16 protein-coding genes and 4 tRNA genes are annotated in these 21,869 nt (G+C 57.2%); 2 read left to right on the top strand and 18 right to left on the bottom strand.

The window, feature by feature from the left end; genetic code table 11:
• Nucleotides 1-161 precede the first annotated feature (161 nt).
• The 13 genes from rplI to QNJ86_RS03995 form a co-directional block, all read right to left on the bottom strand.
• The gene (gene rplI / locus QNJ86_RS03935; RefSeq protein ID WP_283831289.1) at nucleotides 162-707 is read right to left on the bottom strand and encodes a 50S ribosomal protein L9; all 546 of its coding nucleotides are present in this window, start codon (nucleotides 705-707) and stop codon (nucleotides 162-164) included.
• 14 nt (nucleotides 708-721) lie between these two features.
• On the bottom strand, nucleotides 722-982 hold the full coding sequence (gene rpsR, locus QNJ86_RS03940) for a 30S ribosomal protein S18 (RefSeq protein WP_283831290.1): 261 nt from the start codon (nucleotides 980-982) through the stop codon (nucleotides 722-724).
• 18 nt (nucleotides 983-1,000) lie between these two features.
• Nucleotides 1,001-1,468, bottom strand: coding sequence for a single-stranded DNA-binding protein (locus QNJ86_RS03945; RefSeq protein ID WP_283831291.1), 468 nt, complete (start codon nucleotides 1,466-1,468; stop codon nucleotides 1,001-1,003).
• Nucleotides 1,469-1,519: 51 nt separating this feature from the next.
• Nucleotides 1,520-1,813, bottom strand: coding sequence for a 30S ribosomal protein S6 (rpsF, locus tag QNJ86_RS03950; protein ID WP_283831292.1), 294 nt, complete (start codon nucleotides 1,811-1,813; stop codon nucleotides 1,520-1,522).
• Between the two features lie 695 nt (nucleotides 1,814-2,508).
• A complete protein-coding gene (locus QNJ86_RS03955) occupies nucleotides 2,509-3,036 on the bottom strand; it encodes a hypothetical protein (RefSeq protein ID WP_283831293.1) in 528 nt (175 codons plus the stop codon).
• Between the two features lie 747 nt (nucleotides 3,037-3,783).
• Complete coding sequence (locus QNJ86_RS03960; RefSeq protein ID WP_283831294.1) at nucleotides 3,784-5,331, bottom strand: MFS transporter; 1,548 nt, start codon at nucleotides 5,329-5,331, stop codon at nucleotides 3,784-3,786.
• A 238-nt stretch (nucleotides 5,332-5,569) separates the two neighbouring features.
• Nucleotides 5,570-5,662: transfer RNA gene (locus tag QNJ86_RS03965), tRNA-Ser, on the bottom strand.
• 121 nt (nucleotides 5,663-5,783) lie between these two features.
• Nucleotides 5,784-5,875, bottom strand: a tRNA-Ser gene (locus tag QNJ86_RS03970).
• A gap of 56 nt (nucleotides 5,876-5,931) precedes the next feature.
• The gene (locus QNJ86_RS03975) at nucleotides 5,932-6,789 is read right to left on the bottom strand and encodes an ABC transporter ATP-binding protein (protein WP_283831295.1); all 858 of its coding nucleotides are present in this window, start codon (nucleotides 6,787-6,789) and stop codon (nucleotides 5,932-5,934) included.
• A 31-nt stretch (nucleotides 6,790-6,820) separates the two neighbouring features.
• Nucleotides 6,821-8,143: a peptidylprolyl isomerase gene (locus tag QNJ86_RS03980; protein ID WP_283831296.1), complete on the bottom strand. Its 1,323-nt coding sequence runs from the start codon at nucleotides 8,141-8,143 to the stop codon at nucleotides 6,821-6,823.
• A 489-nt stretch (nucleotides 8,144-8,632) separates the two neighbouring features.
• Entirely contained in the window at nucleotides 8,633-10,444 is a 1,812-nt protein-coding gene (gene typA / locus QNJ86_RS03985; protein WP_283831297.1) for a translational GTPase TypA, read from the bottom strand.
• 49 nt (nucleotides 10,445-10,493) lie between these two features.
• Nucleotides 10,494-11,087, bottom strand: a complete 594-nt coding sequence (locus tag QNJ86_RS03990) for a J domain-containing protein (RefSeq protein WP_283831298.1) — start codon at nucleotides 11,085-11,087, stop codon at nucleotides 10,494-10,496.
• A gap of 477 nt (nucleotides 11,088-11,564) precedes the next feature.
• Entirely contained in the window at nucleotides 11,565-12,638 is a 1,074-nt protein-coding gene (locus QNJ86_RS03995; RefSeq protein ID WP_283831299.1) for a CPBP family intramembrane glutamic endopeptidase, read from the bottom strand.
• A gap of 123 nt (nucleotides 12,639-12,761) precedes the next feature.
• On the opposite strand from QNJ86_RS03995, the gene QNJ86_RS04000 reads away from it, so the two are divergent.
• Nucleotides 12,762-13,532 carry a TraX family protein gene (locus QNJ86_RS04000; RefSeq protein WP_283831300.1) on the top strand — a complete coding sequence of 257 codons (771 nt, stop codon included), beginning with the start codon at nucleotides 12,762-12,764 and terminating at the stop codon, nucleotides 13,530-13,532.
• 87 nt (nucleotides 13,533-13,619) lie between these two features.
• Here the strand turns inward: QNJ86_RS04000 and QNJ86_RS04005 are convergent.
• Both QNJ86_RS04005 and QNJ86_RS04010 read right to left on the bottom strand, forming a co-directional pair.
• Nucleotides 13,620-13,695, bottom strand: a tRNA-Ala gene (locus QNJ86_RS04005).
• Nucleotides 13,696-13,808: 113 nt separating this feature from the next.
• A tRNA-Ile gene (locus QNJ86_RS04010) sits at nucleotides 13,809-13,885 on the bottom strand.
• A gap of 204 nt (nucleotides 13,886-14,089) precedes the next feature.
• On the opposite strand from QNJ86_RS04010, the gene QNJ86_RS04015 reads away from it, so the two are divergent.
• On the top strand, nucleotides 14,090-14,593 hold the full coding sequence (locus QNJ86_RS04015; RefSeq protein WP_283831301.1) for a bifunctional nuclease family protein: 504 nt from the start codon (nucleotides 14,090-14,092) through the stop codon (nucleotides 14,591-14,593).
• Nucleotides 14,594-14,650: 57 nt separating this feature from the next.
• Here the strand turns inward: QNJ86_RS04015 and QNJ86_RS04020 are convergent, their stop codons facing one another.
• The 3 genes from QNJ86_RS04020 to gyrB all read right to left on the bottom strand — a co-directional run bounded on the left by QNJ86_RS04020 (nucleotide 14,651) and on the right by gyrB (nucleotide 21,846).
• Nucleotides 14,651-16,297, bottom strand: coding sequence for an MATE family efflux transporter (locus tag QNJ86_RS04020; protein ID WP_283831302.1), 1,647 nt, complete (start codon nucleotides 16,295-16,297; stop codon nucleotides 14,651-14,653).
• Nucleotides 16,298-17,084: 787 nt separating this feature from the next.
• Complete coding sequence (gyrA, locus tag QNJ86_RS04025; RefSeq protein ID WP_283831364.1) at nucleotides 17,085-19,805, bottom strand: DNA gyrase subunit A; 2,721 nt, start codon at nucleotides 19,803-19,805, stop codon at nucleotides 17,085-17,087.
• A gap of 91 nt (nucleotides 19,806-19,896) precedes the next feature.
• On the bottom strand, nucleotides 19,897-21,846 hold the full coding sequence (gene gyrB, locus QNJ86_RS04030) for a DNA topoisomerase (ATP-hydrolyzing) subunit B (protein ID WP_283831303.1): 1,950 nt from the start codon (nucleotides 21,844-21,846) through the stop codon (nucleotides 19,897-19,899).
• Between the last annotated feature and the right edge of the window lie 23 nt (nucleotides 21,847-21,869).

The following is a 21,869-nucleotide window of genomic DNA, read 5'->3' on the forward strand; positions in this document are numbered from 1 at the left end:
TATAGTAGCGCATACGTTGTTGCAGGTCACATGTTATTTTTCTCGCCATATGAGGCTGGCGGACGCTTTCCACCACACAACAGGAAACCCCCTTCGTCGCCAAGTGGGCGAAGGGGGTTTTCCACGGTTTTCCACACCGCGTAAGTGTGGAGAAAACTTTTTTACTCGGCGGACTCAGCCTCGGCGGGAGCCTCAACTTCCTCCACAACTTCGACGGTTTCCTCAACCTCGACGACCTCGGCCTCAGCCTCGGCAGGCGCATTGATGTCGCCAACCAGCAGCTTCACGGTGGTCTTGATGTCGCGGTAGATGGAGATGGCCACCTCGTGCTCGCCAGCCGTCTTGATGGCATGGCCCAGTTCGATGCGGCGCTTGTCAACCTCAACCTCGGTGGAGGCCTTGATGGCGTCGGCAATCATGACGGCGGTCACGGAGCCGAACAGCTGGCCCTCTTCGCCCACCTTCGCGTCCACCTTCACCACGGTGCCCTCAAGGGCGGCCTTCAGCTTCTCAGCATCGGAGATACGATTCTCCTCGCGCTTCGCAATGTTATGCTTGCGCTGCTCAAGCTGCTTGAGGTTGCCCTTCGTAGCCGGAAGGGCAATTTTCTCGGGGTACAGATAGTTATTGGCGAAGCCGGGGGCAACGTCTACAACGTCGCCTTCACCGCCCTTGCCCTTCAATTCTTGGAGCAGGATGACTTTCATGGAACCTCCTTCGCCTAACGGCTGCGACGATCGCCGCGGCCGCTGATGGCGGGGACCGCGTAGGGCATCAAAGCCATCTCGCGCGCACGCTTCACGGCGTTCGCGACGTCGCGCTGGTGCTGGGTGCAGGCACCCGTCACGCGGCGCGGCTTGATCTTTCCGCGATCGGTAACGTATTTGCGCAGCATTTGCGTGTCTTTGTAGTCGATGTACTGCGCATCGTCCTTGCAGAACTGGCAGTACTTGCGACGCGGCTGCTTCGCGTAATCGGACATTTCACAAACCTCTTTCGCTTAGAACGGGATGTCTTCGTCATAAACCGAAGAAGAGGCATCAACCACCGGTGCGGCGACCACAGGGGCCGCGGCCGGGGCGTAGCCGCCCGCGTTTCCGCCGTAGGATGCGTTGCCGCCGCCGTACGACGAATCGCTGTTGCGACTTGACATGAACTCAAGCTCGTCGACGATTACCTCAATCTTGCTGCGCTTCTGACCTTCGCGTTCCCACTGGCTCCAGCGGAGCTTGCCCTCAATGGACACCTTGGTGCCCTTGGTGAGGAAACGGGAAAGGCTTTCAGCGCGCGCGCCAAACATCGTGCAATCGATGAAGTTGGGATAGTCTTCCCACTCGCCCGTCTGCTGGTTCTTACGACGATCGTTCACAGCCACGCCGAATCCGAGGACCGGCAGGCCGCTGGCCGTCGAGCGCAGCTCGGGGTCGCGCGTCAGGTTTCCGCTGATGATAACTCGGTTAATGCTCATGTCTTCTACCTCTTCTCATGCCGGGCGCCGAAAGTGGCGCCTTCACGTGCTTTAATCGCGATCCGTGCGCTTGACAATCATGTGACGCACAACAGCGTCATTGATGCGGAGAACGCGATCGAGTTCAGCAACGTTGGTAGGATCGGCATGGAAATCGATGAGAGTGTAGTCACCGTCGGTCAGACCATTGATCTCGTATGCGAGTTTGCGCTTACCCCAGTTGTCGACGTTGTCGACCGTGCCCTCGCCCTCGGCGATCGTGGTCTCGATACGCTTCATAACGGCGGCTCGGGATTCTTCGTCGATAGACGGAGCGACAAAAAACAGCAATTCATAAGCCTTCATCAGCTCACCTCCTTTGGTCTTAGCGGCTCCGGGGCTGGTGAAGGCAGTGAACCCGGAGCAGGATTAGCTTGCCTATTCTAGCAAAGGCCCCCATCACCCACAAGGAAAACTTGTTTCTCACCGCTGCGCACATGGTTTCACCATCTTTTGCGTGCCGGCGGCGTGTCCGAGCGTTTTCTTGCGGGCGACGTTGTGTGGTCAGGTGCGTGACCTGCGTCATCCTCCGGTTTGTCCATGCGCCCTTCACGTCCGCTGAACTTCCCTTGCCCGCAGTATAGCCACGCAACCTTACCATTCGACCGTAAATGAACCGTCCACGAGCCGCCCCGATCTGACTCTTTTCCATCGCCCGAACCGTCCTCCACACGCCCAATCCCCAACAAAAACCCAACGCAAATCAAGCGCAAACCCAACGACCACTCATTTTTTCGATAACGAAATAACGAGTGTTTGTTTTTACGCGATCGAAAAAATGGTGCGCGCGGAATTAAAGCGAATGTAAGTAAGAAGGTAAGAAGGTAAGAACTCTCTCTGATACAAAAAGCCTCCGTCCTTGTGCGGGCGGAGGCTTAATTGATTGTGATTCTGTCTACTAATTATTGAAGTGTTTTTTAATTAGTAGAAAAGGGCGTTCGAAACTTTCTTGAAAAAAAATACTTCGCGAAGATGTGGAATAGGAAGAACGGTGTGGAAGATTACTCTTCGCCAGCCTCTTCTTCGTCGTCCTCATCGTCGAGATACTTGTCGTCGATTTCGTCCTCGTCGTACTGGGCGGCTTCTTTGAGGTCTTCCATGAAGTTGGGGGAGGCACCAATGTAGGCGGCCTCTTCTTCAAACGTGTAATTGCCCTCGTCGTCAACCGTGTACAGGTAGCCCACAGCCACGCCGTCGTCTTCGCCGGGAATGCCACCCTCGGCAATGAGGGCGTCCTTCGCTTCGTCGTCCACCTCGATGTAGCCGTCGTAGCACAGCGAATACGCCTCGGCACCGCGAGCATTCGCCACGGTGTGACGCGCGAAGTTGAAGCATTCTTCAGCGGAATCGCCTGGGTGGTTCTCAATAAAGAGGTTCTCCTTCACCACCAGCGCCGTAAACGGCACCACTTCGGCACCTTGCAGCATCTTCTCCTTCGCTTCCTCAAGCGAGAAGAGCAGCACTTTCTCCAAAATTTCAGGGATCTCGGGAACCTCAACCTCCGAGCTTTCCACCACGCGATCGGCCATAGCCTTGTCCTTTCAGTAGCACCTTCACCGGATCAGCCACCGCACCTGCGATAACCGCCCGACGCTTATTCTTTCATTGCCGACCAGTGTAGGCCTTCCGGCGCTGGCCAGCCCCTTCGGCGTGTCCTTATTCGGCGTATCTTCAAAATTCACCCGCCGACGCCCACCAAGAGGCGCGCGCTGTTTCACGTGAAACATTCTGACGAACACCTGCTTCACCACGTGTTTCGTGTGAGTAAACTCAAAATTTGAGTGAATGTTTCACGTGAAACATCAAAGAACCACCTACATTTATTCGTACACATCCGCAAAAAGCGAATGCTTGTTGCGCCCATTGTTTCACGTGAAACACTCGAAACGAATTTTTCGTTTGCTTGTTGTTTCACGTGAAACAACTTTGCGCGCAGTCGAGGCATCATTTCGCAAGAAATGCGAGAAACTAGTACAAGAAACAACTTTTCAATGCGGCAGTGTTTCACGTGAAACATTTTTGTTCGCACGAGCGCTGTTTGTTGGTGATGTCAGAAACTAATTTTTGGTACGGCGGTGTTTTGGTTTCTATTGTTTCACGTGAAACATGTGCAGCAAGTTTTTCGATGGTTACTGTTTCACGTGAAACAGTGGTTGTGAAAAAAGGAATGATCGAAAAAGGAGGAGGATAATGGGGTGAGGGGGATAGGGGGTAAAGGCGAAGTTTGATAGCTTAATTTTTGAGGACTCATTTTTTGGTGGCTTTCTTTTTAAGAATTAATTTTTTGAGTGCTTGGGGTTTTGGGTGTGGGGGTGGTTATCAGAGTGGGGTTGTTTGCGGAGGGAGCGAGCGTAGGCGGTGGAGAGGGCGAGGCCGACAAGGGTGAGAACAGCGGCTAGTAGTAAGGTGTGGGCGAAGCCGGTGGCGTAGGCTTCTGGCTTGGCAAGACCGGTTGCGGCGGCGTGCAGCACGTCTGACGAAAGCACGCCTACAAACAGGGCTGACCCGATGGCATTCGCTATTTGGACGAACGTTGAGTTGATGGCTGCTCCGTGCGGCACTAAATCGGGCGGCAGTTGCTGGAGCGCGGCTGTCTTTGAAGGGGACGAGATAAAGCCGATGCCCGCATACACAACGGCCGAAGCGGCAACCACTACCCAGGTGACGCGCCCACCAGCAGCAATAATCACGCCTATCTGGCCGAGCAATGTCAAAACGAAACCCACTGGTACGAGCGGCCAGAGACCGCGGCGGTCGTACAGTTTGCCACCCGCAAACGCGAGCACTGCATCCACCAACACGGGCCCCAAAAGCAGCAGACCAGCGAAGAACGCGGTGCGTCCCTCGGCACCTTCGTAATACAGTGGCAGCAGCACGCTCAGCGAAAACGACGCCATCGTCCCCAGCATGACGAGCGCAATGCCCACGGCAAACCGTGGATGCGCGAGCGGGCGCACATTCAGCAGCGGCGTTTTCAGCTTCAGCTGGCGGCGAACGAAAAAAATAATCACCACAAGACCGGCCACTATCACCGCTGACGACGGCAGGGGGTCGCGCGCCACTTCGCCCAGGCCGTACACGAGCGCACCGAGGCCCACTAGGCTCATCACCGCGCTGAGAAGATCAGGCTTGCCGCGATTTGTCGCGCTTAAGTCCCGAACGAGGAAGAAGCCCACCACCAGCAAAATCACTGCCAGCCCAAACGGCACAATGAACAGGCCGTTCCACCCAAAATAGGTGAGCACAAGACCCGACACCACGGGGCTCACCGCGAGCCCCACCGCAATGACACCGCTGTTCAGCGCCAGACGCACGCCAAGCAACTGCGGCGGAGACGTGGCCGTCACAACACTGGTGACCGTGGGATAGAACAGCCCCGTGCCCACGGCCTGTAGAAAACGACATCCCAGCAGCGTGGGGAAATCGGGAGCAACTATAGCGAGTCCGCTGCCAAGGGCAAGCGCGCCGCCTGCAATGAAGAACAGCCTCCGCAGCCCGAGGCGGCCCAGGAGAAACGCCGCCAGCGTGATGGAGGTTGCGGCCACCACGGTGTAGCCAACGATGAGCCAGTTCGCCATGGAAAGCGTGACGCTAAACCGATCGGCCACCTCAGGCAGCGCAATGTTCACCATGCTCTGGCCGAACGACGCCATAAACGAACACGCTAACATGAGGATGAGCAGGGCAAGCCCCCCTGTTGGAGCGGACGTGGTGGAAGACCCCGAAGACGAAGCAGCGGATGCATTGGATACGTCGGGTGCGACAGGAGAAGAGGCGCGCTTTGTTCGCGTGTCATCTTTTTTTGATTTCGATCGCTGACGCATTCGCTCGCCTTCCGTCCATCCTGCCTGCGCTGGTCAGCGCACGTCGTTTCAGTGTAGGAACGAAACCAAAAGCGCGAGCGCTCAGCGGCAACTCGGCACGTCGTAGTTACACGACCGATTCCGCGTCGATAACGACAAAGGTCGAAAGCGCTCATAAAGCGCTCAAGCAGCAACTGAATTTGGGAACAAAGCCGCCCGAAGGCAAAACAAAAGCGCCTCGGGGGCGCTGGGAAGTTACTGGCGGAGGAGGAGGGATTCGAACCCTCGTTACCCGGGTTACGGGTAAAACGGTTTTCGAGACCGCCGCATTCAACCACTCTGCCACCCCTCCGCAGGGGTCGGCCGCTTCGGTTTCCTGTGCGGCCTTTCAGGCGTGCGCGCCGCGGGTACTCCGGGGCACTAGGTGGGGCGTTGCCGTCCCTATGGTTTCGCGCCTTTGCGCGGGATAGTTCTGGCGGAGAGATGGGGATTCGAACCCCAGATACGCTTTTGGCGCATACACGATTTCCAATCGTGCTCCTTCGACCAGCTCGGACATCTCTCCGCTTGCTCGATTTGCAGGCGCCGAAGCGCGTGCAGCAGCTACGTAGTATACAACAGCTAGTAGGCGCTCACAAGCGCATAATACGGGCCTGTTCGCTTAATTTCCATAGGTACGTCGAAAAGCGCGCTCATCGTAGCGCTTGTCAGCAGTTGCTCCTTGGGACCGTCGGCGAACACAGCGCCATCTTTCACCAGCACAAGACGCTGAATTTCGGGGATGACATCCTCGGGGTAATGTGTAACCAGGACCACTGTTTTGCCTGCTTGCGCAAGGGTTCGCATACTGCGACGCACGTAGAACATGCCCTCGGGATCAAGCCCCGTGCACGGTTCGTCGAACACGAGGGCTTCGGGGTCATGCACGAGTGCGCGGGCGATGAGCACGCGGCGCGCTTGGCCGGTGGACAGCGTCATCACATCGCGTTCGGCCACGTCCTCAATGCCGAGCAGCGTCATGACTTCAAGCGCACGAGCGCGGGCGGCGTCGGCTTCGGCTGGGTCAAGCTTCGGCGGCAAGCCCAGCATGGCGAACAGGCCGCCGGCCGCCACATCTACGGCGGGCAGGTGCACGGTGATCTGGTCCTGCATGGTGGCGGACACCACGCCGAGCGCCTTTTTGACCTCGGTCAGCGTGATGCGGTCGCGCCCGTTGAGACGCACCGGCGGCTCGTCGCGATGCAGCGGCAGTATCTCGCGCGTGATCAGGCGCACGAACGTGGACTTGCCCGAGCCGTTCGGGCCCAAGAGCGCCAGATGTTCGCCATGTGCCAGATCGAACTCATCCACCGTGAGGATAGCGCGACCAGCACGACGCACCACGGCGCTACGCAACTGCAAGAAAGGCGCGTCATGAGAAAACAGCTGCGGGCAATCCGCAGCTGTTTTCGTCGCGCGCCAAAGCGCGTCTTCTGTCATAGATGGTACTCCCGGTGCCTCGGCGAATCCCTTATGCGGCCTCGGCAGGCTGCTGGGCGTTGGTGGAGCCACCCTCAGCGGGCTGACCAGCGTTTTCCACCGGCTGGTTCTCGCCGCCCTCGGTGCCCTCAGCACCCGCGGCGTCGCCTTCGCCCGTGCCCTCACCGGTAGCATCAGCGTTGTCGGCTGCGCCCTCGGTATCGCCGGTGTTCGCCGTGTCGTTTGCCTCAGGGGTGGTGGTATCGCCGCTCTCCGACGGGTAGCTCGCCATATCAACGTAGTAGGGCAGGCCCTCGGGCATGTCGTTGATCTTCACGCCCTCGCCCTCGCGGCGCTCGGTCATCCAGTTCTGGTAGTCCTCGCTCTGCTTCTTCTGCTTGAGCGTTTCCTTCACCTTTTCCACGAACTCAGCCGGCAGCTGGTCGATACTGGTGACCTCCACCGTCTCAGCACCGTCATCGCCCGTGGTCTTCGGCGCCTGGAACACGTCGGTGCACTTGATAATGTGGAAGCCGTACTGGCTCTTCACCAAGTCACTGATCTGGTCTTTCTCAAGGTTGTTCAGCGCGTCGGTGTACTCGGTCACGAAGCTGGACAGCTTGTCCCAACCCACGTCGCCGCCCTTTTCGGCCGAACCCGTGTCCTTGGAATACTGCTTGGCGGCCTCAGCGAAGTCCAACTCACCGCTGCGCACCTGCTCAAGCACCGTTTTGGCGGTTTCCTCGTCGGCCTCTTCGAACAGAATGTGCGAGGAACGCTTCGCACCGTCATAGGCGGTGGCGTACATCTTCGCCTGCTCCAGCATTTCTTCCTGAGTGGGATCCTCGGTGGGAATGAAGGACTCCTGGAACTTCTTGCGCTGGAGGTCTTCGCGCACCTTCGTGCGGTAATCGTCCTCGGTCATGCCGGCCTTTTCCAAGGCGGACAGCCACTTTTCGTCAGAATCGTACTGGGACTTGGTGTTGTTCACCACGGTGTCAACCTCGGAGTCTTCCACGGTGACGTTGCGCTCGGACGAGGTCTGCTTGATGATTTCCTCGTCGATGAACGCGTTGATGATTTCCTCACGCACCGACTGAGGGGTCATGGCGTTTTCCGCCAGCCACTTGCCCCAGGAGTCCTCGTCCGTCAGGCTCATCTGCGCGCGGGCGTTCTCGATGGTGTCGGTCACCTTGTCTTCGGAAATTTCCGTGCCGTTGACGGTGGCCGCCACCAAACCGGTGGACGCGGAGGTGCTGTTGTTGCCGTTACCGCCAGTGGAGCCGTCACCCGATGTGCAGCCCGCCAGGCCCCAGAAACAGCTGGCCGCCAAACCGGCGACGCACACGGCCTTCACGATGTTCGCAGTCTTCATAGAACCCTTCCCTCGAACATGCAGGCCGCCAGACGGCTTGCATGGTGTAAGTTACTGGGCTGTATTTTCGCACACGCAGCAATTGCTCCCTGAGCGATGCACAATATACCCACTTTCGCTTCACGAAGCCCGGACGGAACAACCGCAAAACCCCCGTTCGCACTCAAAACGCACGGGGATGAGAGTTGATAAATAGTGTGGAGAAGCGGGCGCGGGGCGGGAGCGAGGGGAGTTCGAAGGGGTTGATTGGGTGAGATTGTGGGTGAGAAATGACGCGAGAAGACTAATTAGTAACTCACAGGTTGGATAGTGAAGACTCCCCCGTTGGCGTAGTAAGTCAGCGAGAAGCCCCGAGGTACCTAAGATTCGTGGGATCGCGGGGACGAAGCGTACTGTGGTACGCGAGTTCCCGGGATCGCGCGAAGATCAGGCACCACAGGCGGCCGCAGCGTCGGCTGGTTCCGCGGGCCGTAGGTCCGCGGAACCCGATTAGTTCTTGTTGGCCTTTTTGCGTTCGATGGAGCTCAAAATGCGCTTCCTCAAACGAATACTCTGCGGCGTGACTTCCACCAGCTCGTCGTCTTCGATGTATTCCAGCGCTTCTTCCAGCGTGAAGGTTTGCGGAGGCGTGAGCTGAATAGCCTTGTCAGCGCCCGACGAGCGCTGGTTGCCCAGCTGCTTCGACTTGGCGATGTTCACCACCATGTCGCCTTCCTTGGCGCTTTCGCCCACAATCATGCCCTCGTAGCAGTCCTCGCCCGGGCCCACGAACAAACGGCCGCGCTCTTGCAGCGTATCGAGCGCATAGGCGACCGATTTCTCGGTGGACATGCTGATCATCGAGCCATTCTTGCGGCCGTTGAAGTCACCGCGGAACGGACCGTACTCGCTGAAGTGGTGAAACATAGTGGCCTCGCCGCGCGTGGCGTTCAGCAGGCGCGTGCGCAGACCCATGGTGCCGCGCGTGGGAATTTTGAACACAAGGTGCGTCTGGTCGCCGCGCTGGAACATGTCGGACATCTCGCCGCCGGCGCTGCCGAACACCTCGATGGCCTTGCCGGCGTATTCGCTCGGCACGTCAACCGTGGCTTCCTCGATGGGCTCTAGCTTGCGGCCCTGCTCGTCCTTCTTAATAAGTACGCGCGGGCGACCCACCTGGAATTCGAACCCTTCGCGGCGCATGGTTTCCATCAGCACGGACAGGTGCAGCACGCCGCGGCCGGCCACTTCCACGCCGGTTTTGTCTTCCAGTTCCTCGATGCGCATGGAAATGTTGCTTTCCGCCTCGCGCATGAGGCGCTCTTTCAGCTGGCGCGCGCCCACGATGTCGCCCTCGCGACCAACAAGCGGGCTGGTGGAGGCCTCAAACACAACGGCCATCGTGGGCTCTTCCACCTCAATGGGGTCGAGGCGCACGGGGTTCTCGCGGCTGGTCACCATGTCGCCGATGTCCGCGTCGTCCACGCCCACCACGGCCACAATGTCGCCCGCGTGAACTTCCGTCTGCTTCTTTTTCCCCAGCTCTTCGAACGTAAACACCTCTTTGATGACGGTGTTGTAGCGCGTGTTGTCGTTTTTGATGACGAGCGCCTGCTCGCCTTTGTGGATGGTGCCGGAGAACAGGCGGCCGACACCGATACGACCGACGAAGCTGGAGTGGTCGACCGTGCAAATTTGCAGCGCCACCGGGCCGTTTGGCTCGCAGTCGGGCGCGGGGATTTCCTTGATGATGGTGTCGAGCAAAGGCAGCATGTTCATGTTGTCGTCGTCGGGGGCGTAGCGCGCGTAGCCGTTCACGGCGCTGGCATAGATGATGGGGAAGTCGAGCTGCTCGTCGGAGGCTTCCAGTTCCACCATCAGGTCGAACACTTCGTCCACCACTTCTTCGGGGCGCGCGCCCGGGCGGTCGATTTTGTTGATGACGGTGACAATGCGCAGGCCGAGCGACAGCGCGTGCTTCAGCACGAAGCGCGTCTGGGGCATGGGGCCTTCGAAGGCGTCGACAATGAGCAGGGCGCCGTCGGCCATGTTGAGCACGCGCTCCACTTCGCCGCCGAAGTCGGCGTGGCCGGGCGTGTCGATGACGTTGATTTTCACGCCGTTGTAAGTGACGGAAATGTTCTTCGACAGAATGGTGATGCCGCGCTCGCGCTCCTGGTCGTTGGAGTCCAGCACGCGCTCGTCCACCTGCTGGTTTTCGCGGAAGACGCCGCTGGTGTACAGCAGGCGATCCACGAGGGTGGTTTTGCCGTGATCGACGTGCGCGATGATGGCGATGTTGCGGAGGTTCTCTTGCTTCATACTGCTTCTTTCTGTATCGGTGATGCGCGGCGGGGCCGCGGCGGTTCCTTTAGTCGAGGTCGGGGTCGAGATCGGGGTCGAGGTCGCCCAGTTCCTCAGTCAGGCGGCGTTGTTCTTCCTTGAGGTCGGCGAGGTGTTCGTCAAGCGTGGCGATGGTGCGCTGCGCGGAGATAGTTTGCACCACGCCCCACACGGCAACCGCGCTTGCGATGGCCGCCACAATGCCAAGCAGGCCAAACGGGCGGCGTCCGGCGAACAGGGCCACGATGCCGCCGAGGCCCACCATGGCGAGGCCGTTGCGGCGCTCGTCGTACGCGACGTCGCGCTGTTTCACCAGCTGCGTGCGAGCAGCGGCAATGCCGGCGAGGCGTGCTTCCAGGTTGTTGGCGGGCGTGTACGCGCGAGACGAACTGCCTGATGAGCTGCTGCGCGCAGATGCGCGAGCGCCGCGACCCTTCGTCAGATACTCGTAGGCTTCCTGGAGGTTTTTGAATTGCTCGGTTGCGCGATCTTGGAGTTTTTTGTTCGAAGCGAATCGGTCGGGGTGCAGAATCTGCGCCGTTTCCTTGTACGCAGCCTTGATGTCCTCGGGCGACGCGTCGTCGTCGAGGCCTAAGATGCGCAGTGCTTCCGTCCGGTTCATAACTCCCCATGTGTCGCGTGCGCGCCAAGCGCGCAATTATTTCGCCGAAGGAGTATGGTACCACGACCCCCACTTATGGATGACCCGCTGCGCAACGGCGACACAGAAAGCACGCGGGAACCCCCACTAAGGTGCTTCCCTATCCCCGCATTCATTTTTTCGCTAACTTATTATCGCCCACTCATTTTTACGCTTTTGTTCTCCCATTCAAAATGTTTCACGTGAAACATGTAATCCGTCCGTCTTTTTGAGCGCGGAATGATTAAAAATAACGGCGACTGCGAATTTTTTAGCACCACTTAACGGGCGATTATTTTTTAACTAAGTAAAACGGAGAAGTGTTTCACGTGAAACATTGGTACATACGTGGTGCATACGTAAAGCTGAACAGGAGTTACACTAAAAGCTCTGCCGCAATAGTGAAACCATGCGCGATTTTTTCATGACGCAGTACGAAGATGTTTCACATGAAACATTCTAGATTCGTGAAAGGGATGTGTGGTCGCTGGCTGCAAGACGTGCTGCAGAATGGATGGCGAGGGGAGCGAGCAGGGCGGCACTCGCTGCGAGGATGATGAGATCGACGGGGTCGCCGGTTGCGTACGTTAAAGGCACTTGTCCCGTCAGCAGAAAGAGCGGCGCTTCGGAAAGTGCATTGAATGCAGCATGCAGAGCGGCAACGGACCAGATGCTTCCCCATTGTACGAACAATCCGGCCATGATGAGGCCGAAGAGCGTTGCTTGAATAGTTTTCGCGAATAATTGCGGCAAAACCAGTTCACTTCCAGAAAAAGGTGCGCCCCCAGAAATATGAAGCACCCCGAAGACCACTGACGAAGCTAGCGCGGCACCAAGAAGAGATTGGTTGGTGCCATTTAGACGCAATGCGCTCGCGAGCCCCTTGAACATCACTCCACGGAAAAGAGCCTCTTCGAATATTCCCGTGGCAACACACAACAAAAGGAAACCGCCGAGCGATGCCAGATGCGAGCACGCATTCGCAAAGACGCTCGAAAAAAGAGAGGCGACAGATGGAGTGGATGGGGAAGATGCGGCAGCCGCACCAGCATTCAAAAGATTACTCGCCGAAGTCAACGCCCACCCTTCATAGGCTGCTTCCGTAAAAAGAGCTGCCATCCCACAACCGCTCGCAATAAGAATGACCCAAATAACCGTCACACCAGTGCGGCCGCGGCAAACCCTCTCGCCATTATCTTTTCCGTAGCTCGGTTTTTCGTTGCGCGATTTCTCATCGCTCGTTTTTTTATCACTTGTATTTTCAATATTCGTTTTTTCGTTGCGCGGATTTTGATTGCTCAATTTTTCATTACTTACTTTTTGGTTGTGCGAGCTTTGGTTGGTCAGATAATTGTTAATTCTAAAGATAATTATTTTAGGATCACCTAGCGCCACAAGTGCAACAACGCAGGTGGCTGCAGCAGTGGTTTGTATGATCATAGCAATCAGCGTTTCGCCGGGAACCACGTTGTAGCACGTGATAGCCAATACGCTCGTCACGAGGACATAAGCAAGGGGATGACGTGCGCGCATGTTTGAGAGGTTCATGTATGCAGTATAATCGATGCCTTGCTGGTAGACAGTCTCCGGTCGGAAGGCGGTCGTGCTGGCCAGCTACTCCAACAGCCACAACGATACACACAAGGAGGAAATGCCATGGGAGGCGAAGAGCACCACACTTCATCCGCTCACGTCACCCCGCAGCAACGCGGTATTTCCTCATTTGTCCTCAAGATAGCCGCCATTTTTGGCATGACTATGAACCACGCGGCCTATATCTTCGGAGACACGCTGCCGTTTTGGGCACGCTGCGTGCTGTTCGCAGGTGGGGGCCTCACCTTCCCTATCATGGCGTTTTTGCTAGTGGAGGGGTATCGTCACACATCGAATATCGCGCGTTACGCCAGCCGACTCGGCATCTTCGCCCTTGTGTCGCAAATTCCATACGGGTTGTTCCTCGCGGCGAACCTCAATGTGCTGTTTACGCTGCTTATGGGGCTCGGCGTGCTGTGGCTTGACGACAATGCCCGCAACCGCGCCCTCTTCTGGACCGGACTCGCGGCGGGAGCCGTCCTCAGCCTGGCATGCGACTGGGGCTTTCTCGGCATCATTATGATTTACCTGTTCAAGAACTTGCGCGGCGAACGCACCGCTATCGTCGCCCCCGTTGGCCTCGCCATTTTCGCCACGGGGATGCCACAATTAGCGGAACTTGCCGCGGGAGCGCCAACCGGCGACTGGTCGGCACTCCCCTTCGCTTTGTATCCCCTCATCGGCTGCTCACTCACCATCCCGCTACTGTCAAGCTACAACGGCCAACGCGGCCGGCCGATGAAATGGTTCTTCTACGCCTACTACCCCGCGCACATCGCGGTGCTGGGTAGTTTATACGTCAGCATCTTTGGGACGCTTCCTCACATTATATAACTATTTTACTCATATATTATGCGGGATCAGTACAGTAATGGAGGCCAGAAAGAAAAAACGGGTCACTATAAGTGACCCGACGTTGATTGGTGGAGCATAGGGGGATCGAACCCCTGACCTCAGGCTTGCAAAGCCCGCGCTCTCCCAGCTGAGCTAATGCCCCGTTCTTCGGCATCTTCCGGAACGTTCGCCCGCGAAAGAGCCGTTGCACTCTAAACAGTAATAAACGCTCCACCGGCTAACTCGGCTCACGGTGGAGCGTTTATCGCAAAAAAATGGTGGGCCCGAATGGATTTGAACCAGCGACCTCACGCTTATCAGGCGTGCGCTCTAACCAACTGAGCTACGGGCCCGCAAAAAAGTGCCTGAACAATGTACCGCAGAATCAACCGTTAGGTCAAGCACTTATTCAGCTTTTTTTCGAAAGAGAGTCTAAATTATTGCGAATGCGTGGCGAACGGGTTCGTCGCGCGGCGCTGCGTACGCGGAAGCGGGGGAGCGGTATAATCGGAGAAAGCCGTCCGCAGCTGGCGTTTGGTTATCGGCAAGGAGCTTCAATGGTACCGGTCAAGGTAAAAACTCTTATTGTTGTGAGCGCGCCCGCGCCGTCTATTCTGGTATTGCAGCCGGTGGAAGAGCCCATTCAGCCGGGGAAGTATCGCATCGTGCCCATTTGGGTGGGCGCGAATGAGGCGGCGCAGTTGGGAGTTGCCCTGGAAAAGGCCCGCTTCGCGCGGCCGATGACGCACGATTTATTCCTGGATGCACTAACGAACCTCGACGCGCGGGTCGATCATGTGGTTATCAGCGGAGTGAAGGGTGCAATGTTTTTCGCGCGGCTCACACTGAAGCAGCACGAGAGGTTGGTTGACCTGGACGCGCGCCCCTCCGACGCCATTGCGCTAGCCATTCGCCAGCAGGCGCCGCTTTATATTGACGAAGAGGTGCTGGAGCGCGCGTCGTTTCCGTATGTGTTCAAGAATGAGTCGGACGCTACCGAGGAGATTGAGGAGTTTCGCTCGTTTTTGGCGGAACTCGCGCCGGAGGATTTTGAGGAATAGCGAGAGATGTATCGGGTGTGGCGTATGAGCCACACCCGATACACAGCGTGGTGGCGCTTAAAAGAGCGAGAGGTCAGGGGCGTCGGCGGCCGTAGCTGAGCGTTGGGCGTCGAGCGACGTTACACCAATGAACGACGGAGCGTTCACGCCCACAATTTCGTCTTGCTTCACACCAGGGGCAGCAAAAGAACTATTTTTCACATGCGGCGCAGCCGCGCTAAGATCCTTATTCGCCTGCCCAAGTCCTTGCGCCTCGGCGCGCTTTCGCCAGCCACCGCGCGCGAAAGCCACAATAAGAAACGCTGCGCGCAGCCATTCGTCAATACACATGGCCACCCACATTCCCACGAGCCCCCAGCCCCAGCCGACACCGAGCAGCCAACCGCCGCCCACCGCGAACACCCAGGAAAACGCAATATTCACCGTAACGGGCGTGCGTGCGTCACCCAGCGCGATGAGCGTGCGCACCATGACAATATTGAGCGCACGACCAATGCCGAGGAACACTTCAACGAGCATGATCTGCCGGCCGAGCTCGTGAACAAGGGGGTCGGGCGTTAAGAGGCCTATCACTGCATCGAAATTCAACCAAAGCACCAGCGAGACCGCCGTGGTGAGTGAAGCGGCGATGAGGTCGGCCATCCACACGCGACGACGCACGACATCAAGTTTCCCCGCGCCCATGAGGTAGCCGAGAATGATTTGCGTCGCCTGCGACAGCGCGATGGAGTAGAGATACGCGATGCTGGCCAACATGGAACAATACACTTTTACGGTAACCACGGTGGTGCCCAGCACGTTGATGAACGACAGAATAACAATCTGGGCCAGGTCGTAGTTCATTTGCTCACCTGACGAGGGAATTCCTACGCGCATCATGCCCTTGAGCGTCGGCCACGGGAAGGGCCGCAGGCACTGTAGCGAAGGTCGCACGTCAGTGTGGCGCAGAAGCATGAACACGGCCAGGACGAGACCTACGAGGCGCGCGGTAACGGCGGCAGTTGCACTGCCTTCCACACCGAACGCGGGTATCGGGCCGAGGCCGTTCACCAGGAGTGCACACAGCAGGATGTTCACGGCGTTCATGACGAGGCTTGCCGCCATAACATCGCCCACGCGAGCGAAGCCACGCAATAGGGCGGTCACCGCGAAGAAGGCGCCTTGAAAGAGCGTCGTTGACCCTACGATGAGCAAATACGACGATGCCATCCCATGCACTGCCGGGTCGATGTTGAGCCAGGCGAAGAACTGCGGCCAAAACGCGAACAGCGCGGCTGATACTGCCAGGCCGAGTGTGGCGTTCACCACCAGGCCAAGCGTAGCTATTTCTGCAAGCGAGCGCTTGTGTTCGGCACCGTTGCCCAAGACGCGCGTAGCTAGCACCGTGGTAGCGGTGCCCATGGCGGAAAGTGCGATGGTAACAATATTGAGTATTTGCAGCGCGTTGCCGACAGCCGCAGCGGCACCTGCGCCTTGAGGCGCGAGCATCATCTGGTTAACGTTGCCCACCATGATCTGCATAAAAAGTTCAATAAAGAGGGGAACGGAAAGAACAAATACATCTGATGATGCCGTTCTTTCGGCCGCGGGCCGAGTAGCGCGTGCCTTTCGCGAAGCGGTTGCGCGCTGGTGTACCCCTTGGATACGGGCCGCTGCGCCCAGTGCATACCCGCGCGCCCCTTGGGCTAAAACAACCAATGACATGGGCTTCTCGCCCCCTTTCCACCTGATACGTCCGTATGTAAACACTCTCTTCATTCGAAGCCGGCAGTATACGGCACGCCTACATGCACGTTACGGGCAACCAACCCCTTCACGCTTTCCGCATTCATGAGTAGGTGAGTTTTATATTATTCTTGTTTGAGCATTTTTTTTGATAAGGCATAACTCAGATAGCCAAACCAATAATCAAAAAATTCATGCAATAATTTTTCCATCGTCCAACAATGAAGCCACCGAAATTCGAGTGGAAAATGAGTGCACTTTTTGAATCGATGTTTTCAAATGCGATATGTTTCACGTGAAACATATCTTGTGTTTATTAGTCATATTTGCAAAATCAACAACTCACAATGCAGGTGCCAAGAAAGATGTTTCACGTGAAACATTTAAGAGGTCGTTTAATCATGTTTCTACAGGTATATGTTATGTAAAAAATAATTACGCATATGCAGGAAGGAATGTTTCACGTGAAACAATCAAGGATATAATTGCTTATATTAATACGCATATGAATCGCGATGTAATACGCGCGAAAGAAATCACGGCGTGGGAACGGATAGTTTGAAAGAGAGAAGAATGCGTTTGAATGTTTCACGTGAAACATTCGATAAGGTGTTGAAGGAAGAAAAAGGGATACAACAACGGCTATCTTTTCGCGAAATTAAGCGCAACAAAAAACGAGCCTCACAAAATAGAGGCTCGTTTTTTTTGATTACTTCACTTGTGCGAAGCAAAAAATTAAGTTCGCAAGGGGGTTTATTGCGTTGCGTTATTCTTCGTCGATGTCGCTTTCGGTGAGGTCTCCTTCCTCGGATTCCTCTTCGAGAAGTTCAATCTGATCTTCATCGGTGGTCGGTTTATCTCCTGCGCGCTTTTTCTTGCTGCGACTGGAAATAGCCACGGCGGTTACGCGGTCGTTGTCGGCTACCTTCATGACGCAGACACCCTGGGTCGAACGGCCCAGCTCGGAAATTCCCAGAACCGGCGTGCGCACAACGACGCCTTCCTCGGACATAATCATGATTTCCTCGTCCACCGCCACAATCTTCATGGCAGCGAGAAGGCCCTTCTTCTCGGTCATCGTAATGGTGAAGACACCCTGGCCACCGCGATGATGCTCGGGATACTCAGATACCGGGGTGCGCTTGCCGTAACCCTTTTCCGTGATAACAAACAGTTCCGTGTCCGGCTTCGCAATTTCCATGCCGAGCACGCGCGCGATCGGCGGCACATTCATACCACGCACACCCATGGTATCGCGACCCATGGCGCGCACCTCGTCCTCGTTCCACATGATAGCCTTACCAGCGCTCGACACCATGATAACCTTCTCACCAGGTGCAACACGGCGCACGCTGATAAGTTCGTCGCCATCCTTCAGATTGATGGCAATCAATCCGTCTCGGCGCGTGCGGTCATATAGATCCATGGACGTCTTTTTCACCATGCCATGCGCGGTGGCGAACATGAGGAATTCGTCAGCCGGGAATTCCTTTGTCGCAATGACGGCTGAGATGGTCTCGCCCTTGGCCAGCGGCAACAGGTTCACAATGGCGGTGCCGCGCGCGTGGCGCGATGCCTCGGGCAACTCGTACACTTTCAGGCGGTACACCTTGCCTGCCGTGGAGAAGAACAGCATGTACGCGTGCGTCGACGCCACGAACAGGTGCTCCACGTAGTCGTTGTCCTTGAGGTTCACACCCTGCATACCCTTACCGCCGCGTTTTTGCTGGCGGTAGGTGGCCACCGGCAGGCGCTTCACGTAGCCGGCCTTCGTCACCGTGACGACCATATTTTCGTCAGCGATGAGATCCTCCACGTCGATATCCTTCGCGTCGGCAGACAGCTTCGTGCGGCGCGGGGTGTCGAACTTCTTCTTGACCTCCTGCAACTCCTCCTTGATGATCTCGCGGACGAGTGCCGGGTCGTTCAACACACGATGGTAGTACTCAATCTTTTCACGCAGCGCGTTCAATTCGTCCTGAATCTTACCGCGCTCCAAGCCGGTGAGGCGGCGCAGCTTCATTTCTAGGATGGCGTCGGTCTGCTTCTTCGACAGGCCAAAGCGCTCGGTCAAGCGGTCAGACGCTTCCCCGTCGGTCTGCGACGAGCGAATGATGTGGATAACTTCGTCGATGTTGTCGAGCGCGACAATCAAGCCCTCCAGGATGTGCGCACGCTCTTCAGCTTTCGCCAGCTCATAGCGCGTGCGGCGCACGATGACATCTTCCTGGTGTGCGATGTAGTAGTGCAGCATTTCTTTGAGCGACAGCACGCGCGGCACTCCATCCACCAGCGACAACATAATGGCGCCGAAGCCCACTTGCAGCTGCGTGTGCTTATACAGCTTGTTGAGCACGACCTGCGGAATGGCGTTTTGCTTAAGGTCGATGATGATATCGATGCCGTGGCGGTCGGCGCCGTCGTGGATGTTCGAAATTTCGGGCAGTTTCTTGTCGCGCACCAACTCACCGAGTTTTTCCAGCAGGCGGTTGCGGTTCACCATGTAGGGAATTTCCTTCACGATGATGGAGCAACGGCCGTTCTTCTTTTCCTCGATCTCGCACCGCGCGCGCACCGTGAGCGAGCCGCGACCGGTTTCATAGGCGTCAAGGATGCCTTTTTTGCCCATGATGATGCCGCCCGTGGGGAAGTCGGGGCCTGGCAGCGCCGTCATCAGCTCTTCGGTGGTGACGTCGGGGTTGTCCAGCATCATGCACGTGGCGTCGATGGTCTCGCCCAGGTTGTGCGGCGGAATGTTGGTAGCCATGCCAACAGCAATACCCTGCGAGCCGTTGACCAGCAGGTTTGGGAAGCGTGCGGGCAAAACCGTGGGTTCTTCCAAACTTTCGTCGTAGTTTGGCTGGAAATCCACCGTCTCTTTGTCCAAATCGCGCAGAAGCTCCATAGCCACTTTGTCTAAGCGGGACTCGGTGTAACGCATGGCAGCGGCGCCGTCGCCGTCGATGGAACCGAAGTTACCGTGGCCATCCACCAGGGGCACGCGCATAGAGAACGGCTGCGCCAAACGCACCATCGTGTTATACACGGCCGAATCGCCATGGGGGTGGTATTTACCGATCACGTCGCCGACCGTACGGGCCGACTTCATGTGCGGGCGGTTCGGCGTGTAGCCGGACTCGTTCATAGCATAGAGAATACGACGGTGCACTGGCTTTAAGCCGTCGCGCACATCGGGCAGGGCGCGGGCCACGATAACGCTCATGGAGTATTCCAAGAACGACGTCTGCATTTCTTTGCCCAGGTAGGCAGAGCGCACAATAGTACCGTTGCCGCCGTTTGCACCTTCCACGATGGAACCGTGCGGGTTACCAAACGCGGAGGTGTCAATCATCGCGCGCGCTTTGTCCTCTTCGGACACGCCAATGCGCGGGCGGGCGGGAGTGGCGTCTTCGTCTTCTTCACCGCTCTCGTCATCGTCGTCCGCTTCGTCGTCGGCGTCATAGTCAGCTTCAGCACGGGACAGCATTTCCTCGAACGCGTCGTCGCGCTCGGGAAGTCCGCCTTCAGCGCCTTCGGTCGAGTCGAAATCTTCAGTGTTGTCTGCCACTTATGTCTCCTTAGATATCCAGGAAGCGGACGTCGCGAGCGTGTTTTTGGATGAATTCCTTGCGGGGTTCCACCTGGTCACCCATGAGTTCACTCACTACGTGCTCAGCCTCAGCGGCGTCATCAATGTTCACTTGCAGAAGCGTACGCGTCTCGGGCTCCATGGTTGTTTCCCACAACTGGTCAGGATCCATCTCGCCGAGACCCTTGTAGCGCTGAACGTCGAACTTGTTCGGATCGTCGTACTCGGCAAGCACCGAGGACAGCGCATTTTCGTCGTAGATGTAACGCTCAATCTTGGGGCTGCGCGAGTTCTTCTTCTTAAGACCGAAGATGGGCGGCTGCGCGATGTAGATATAACCGCGGTTGATGAGTTCCGGCATGTAGCGGTAGAAGAACGTCAGCAGCAGACAGCGAATGTGTGCGCCGTCGACGTCGGCGTCGGTCATGATGATAATGCGGTGATAACGCGCCTGGTCAGCGTCAAAATCGTCGCCGATGTTCGTGCCTATAGCGGTAATGAGCGAGCTGATGGTGTCGCTCGACAGCGAGCGGTGCAGGCCCGCGCGCTCCACGTTCAAAATCTTACCGCGCAGAGGCAAAATGGCCTGCGTCTTGCGGTCGCGCGCCTGCTTGGCGGAACCGCCTGCGGAATCGCCCTCTACAATGAAAATTTCTGAGTCGGCGGGCGTCTTCGACGAACAGTCGGCCAGCTTGCCCGGCAGCGCGAACGAGTCAAGCACGCCTTTGCGGCGCGTCATTTCGCGCGCCTTACGGGCAGCTTCGCGCGCTTTCAGGGCCTGCGTGGCTTTCCCGATAATGCGCTTCGCCGGCGTGGGGTTCTCTTCCAAGTATTCAGCGAGGCCCTGCGTCACCGCGTTTTGCACGAGCGGGCGAATTTCCGTGTTGCCGAGCTTGGTTTTCGTCTGACCCTCGAACTGCGGGTCGTGCAGCTTGACGGAAATAACCGCCGCACAGCCTTCGCGCGTGTCGTCACCCGAGAGGTTTGAATCCTTCTCTTTGAGAATACCCTTCGCGCGGGCGTACTCATTGATGGTACGCGTGACAGCCTGTTTAAAGCCGTCGAGGTGCGTGCCTCCCTCGTGCGTGTTGATGTTGTTCGCGAACGCCATGACGGAGTTGGTGGAGTACGACGTGGACCACTGCATGGCCACTTCCACCGTGCCATCTGCGTTTTCTGCCTCGAAGTAGATAGGCTTGTTGAGCGTTTCTTTGCCCTCGTTAAGGAATTTGACGAAATCGACGATGCCGCCAGCGTACTGGAAGACCTCGGTGCGCGGGTTGCCGTCGGCGTCGGTTACACGCTCGTCGTGCAGCGTGATTTTGAGTCCCTTGTTAAGGAACGCCATTTCGCGGAAGCGGTTGGCCAGCGTGTCGTAGTCAAACACGGTGGTTTCGGTGAAAATTTCCGGATCGGGCCAGAAGGTGGTCTTCGTGCCGGTTTTTTTCGCGGGGCCAATTTCGTGCAGCTTTTCGCACGTTTTGCCGTGGTCGAAAGCGATGGCGTATTCCTTACCATCTCGCTTAACATTTACTTCCACACGCGATGACAGCGCGTTTACAACGGAAACACCTACGCCGTGCAAGCCGCCGGACACCTTGTAGCCCTCGCCGCCGAACTTGCCGCCGGCGTGCAGAATGGTAAGGACGACCTCAACCGTGGGGATTTTTTCCTTGGGGTGCTTATCAACCGGGATACCGCGGCCGTTGTCGGTGACCGTTATTGAGTTGTCCGCGTGAATCCACACGCCAATTTCATCGCAGTAACCGGCGAGCGCTTCGTCGACGGAGTTGTCGACGACCTCGTAGACGAGGTGATGCAGACCGCGAGGGCCGGTCGAGCCGATGTACATGCCCGGACGTTTGCGGACTGCCTCCAGGCCCTCGAGGACCTGGATGTCTGAACCGTCGTAATGGCTCGGATTGTTTGCCACTGACATGCTCCTTTTCCAGTGCGTTTTTA

Source organism: Gordonibacter faecis, from assembly GCF_030077735.1.
GTDB classification, from domain to species: domain Bacteria; phylum Actinomycetota; class Coriobacteriia; order Coriobacteriales; family Eggerthellaceae; genus Gordonibacter; species Gordonibacter faecis.

What these genes read in the sequence shown, in the direction of transcription:
- rplI (WP_283831289.1), bottom strand. Translation starts at nt 707, where the DNA reads ATGAAAGTCATCCTGCTCCAAGAATTGAAGGGCAAGGGCGGTGAAGGC.
- rpsR (WP_283831290.1), bottom strand. Translation starts at nt 982, where the DNA reads ATGTCCGATTACGCGAAGCAGCCGCGTCGCAAGTACTGCCAGTTCTGC.
- QNJ86_RS03945 (WP_283831291.1), bottom strand. Translation starts at nt 1,468, where the DNA reads ATGAGCATTAACCGAGTTATCATCAGCGGAAACCTGACGCGCGACCCC.
- rpsF (WP_283831292.1), bottom strand. Translation starts at nt 1,813, where the DNA reads ATGAAGGCTTATGAATTGCTGTTTTTTGTCGCTCCGTCTATCGACGAA.
- QNJ86_RS03955 (WP_283831293.1), bottom strand. Translation starts at nt 3,036, where the DNA reads ATGGCCGATCGCGTGGTGGAAAGCTCGGAGGTTGAGGTTCCCGAGATC.
- QNJ86_RS03960 (WP_283831294.1), bottom strand. Translation starts at nt 5,331, where the DNA reads ATGCGTCAGCGATCGAAATCAAAAAAAGATGACACGCGAACAAAGCGC.
- QNJ86_RS03975 (WP_283831295.1), bottom strand. Translation starts at nt 6,789, where the DNA reads ATGACAGAAGACGCGCTTTGGCGCGCGACGAAAACAGCTGCGGATTGC.
- QNJ86_RS03980 (WP_283831296.1), bottom strand. Translation starts at nt 8,143, where the DNA reads ATGAAGACTGCGAACATCGTGAAGGCCGTGTGCGTCGCCGGTTTGGCG.
- typA (WP_283831297.1), bottom strand. Translation starts at nt 10,444, where the DNA reads ATGAAGCAAGAGAACCTCCGCAACATCGCCATCATCGCGCACGTCGAT.
- QNJ86_RS03990 (WP_283831298.1), bottom strand. Translation starts at nt 11,087, where the DNA reads ATGAACCGGACGGAAGCACTGCGCATCTTAGGCCTCGACGACGACGCG.
- QNJ86_RS03995 (WP_283831299.1), bottom strand. Translation starts at nt 12,638, where the DNA reads ATGCGCGCACGTCATCCCCTTGCTTATGTCCTCGTGACGAGCGTATTG.
- QNJ86_RS04000 (WP_283831300.1), top strand. Translation starts at nt 12,762, where the DNA reads ATGGGAGGCGAAGAGCACCACACTTCATCCGCTCACGTCACCCCGCAG.
- QNJ86_RS04015 (WP_283831301.1), top strand. Translation starts at nt 14,090, where the DNA reads ATGGTACCGGTCAAGGTAAAAACTCTTATTGTTGTGAGCGCGCCCGCG.
- QNJ86_RS04020 (WP_283831302.1), bottom strand. Translation starts at nt 16,297, where the DNA reads ATGTCATTGGTTGTTTTAGCCCAAGGGGCGCGCGGGTATGCACTGGGC.
- gyrA (WP_283831364.1), bottom strand. Translation starts at nt 19,805, where the DNA reads ATGCTGTCCCGTGCTGAAGCTGACTATGACGCCGACGACGAAGCGGAC.
- gyrB (WP_283831303.1), bottom strand. Translation starts at nt 21,846, where the DNA reads ATGTCAGTGGCAAACAATCCGAGCCATTACGACGGTTCAGACATCCAG.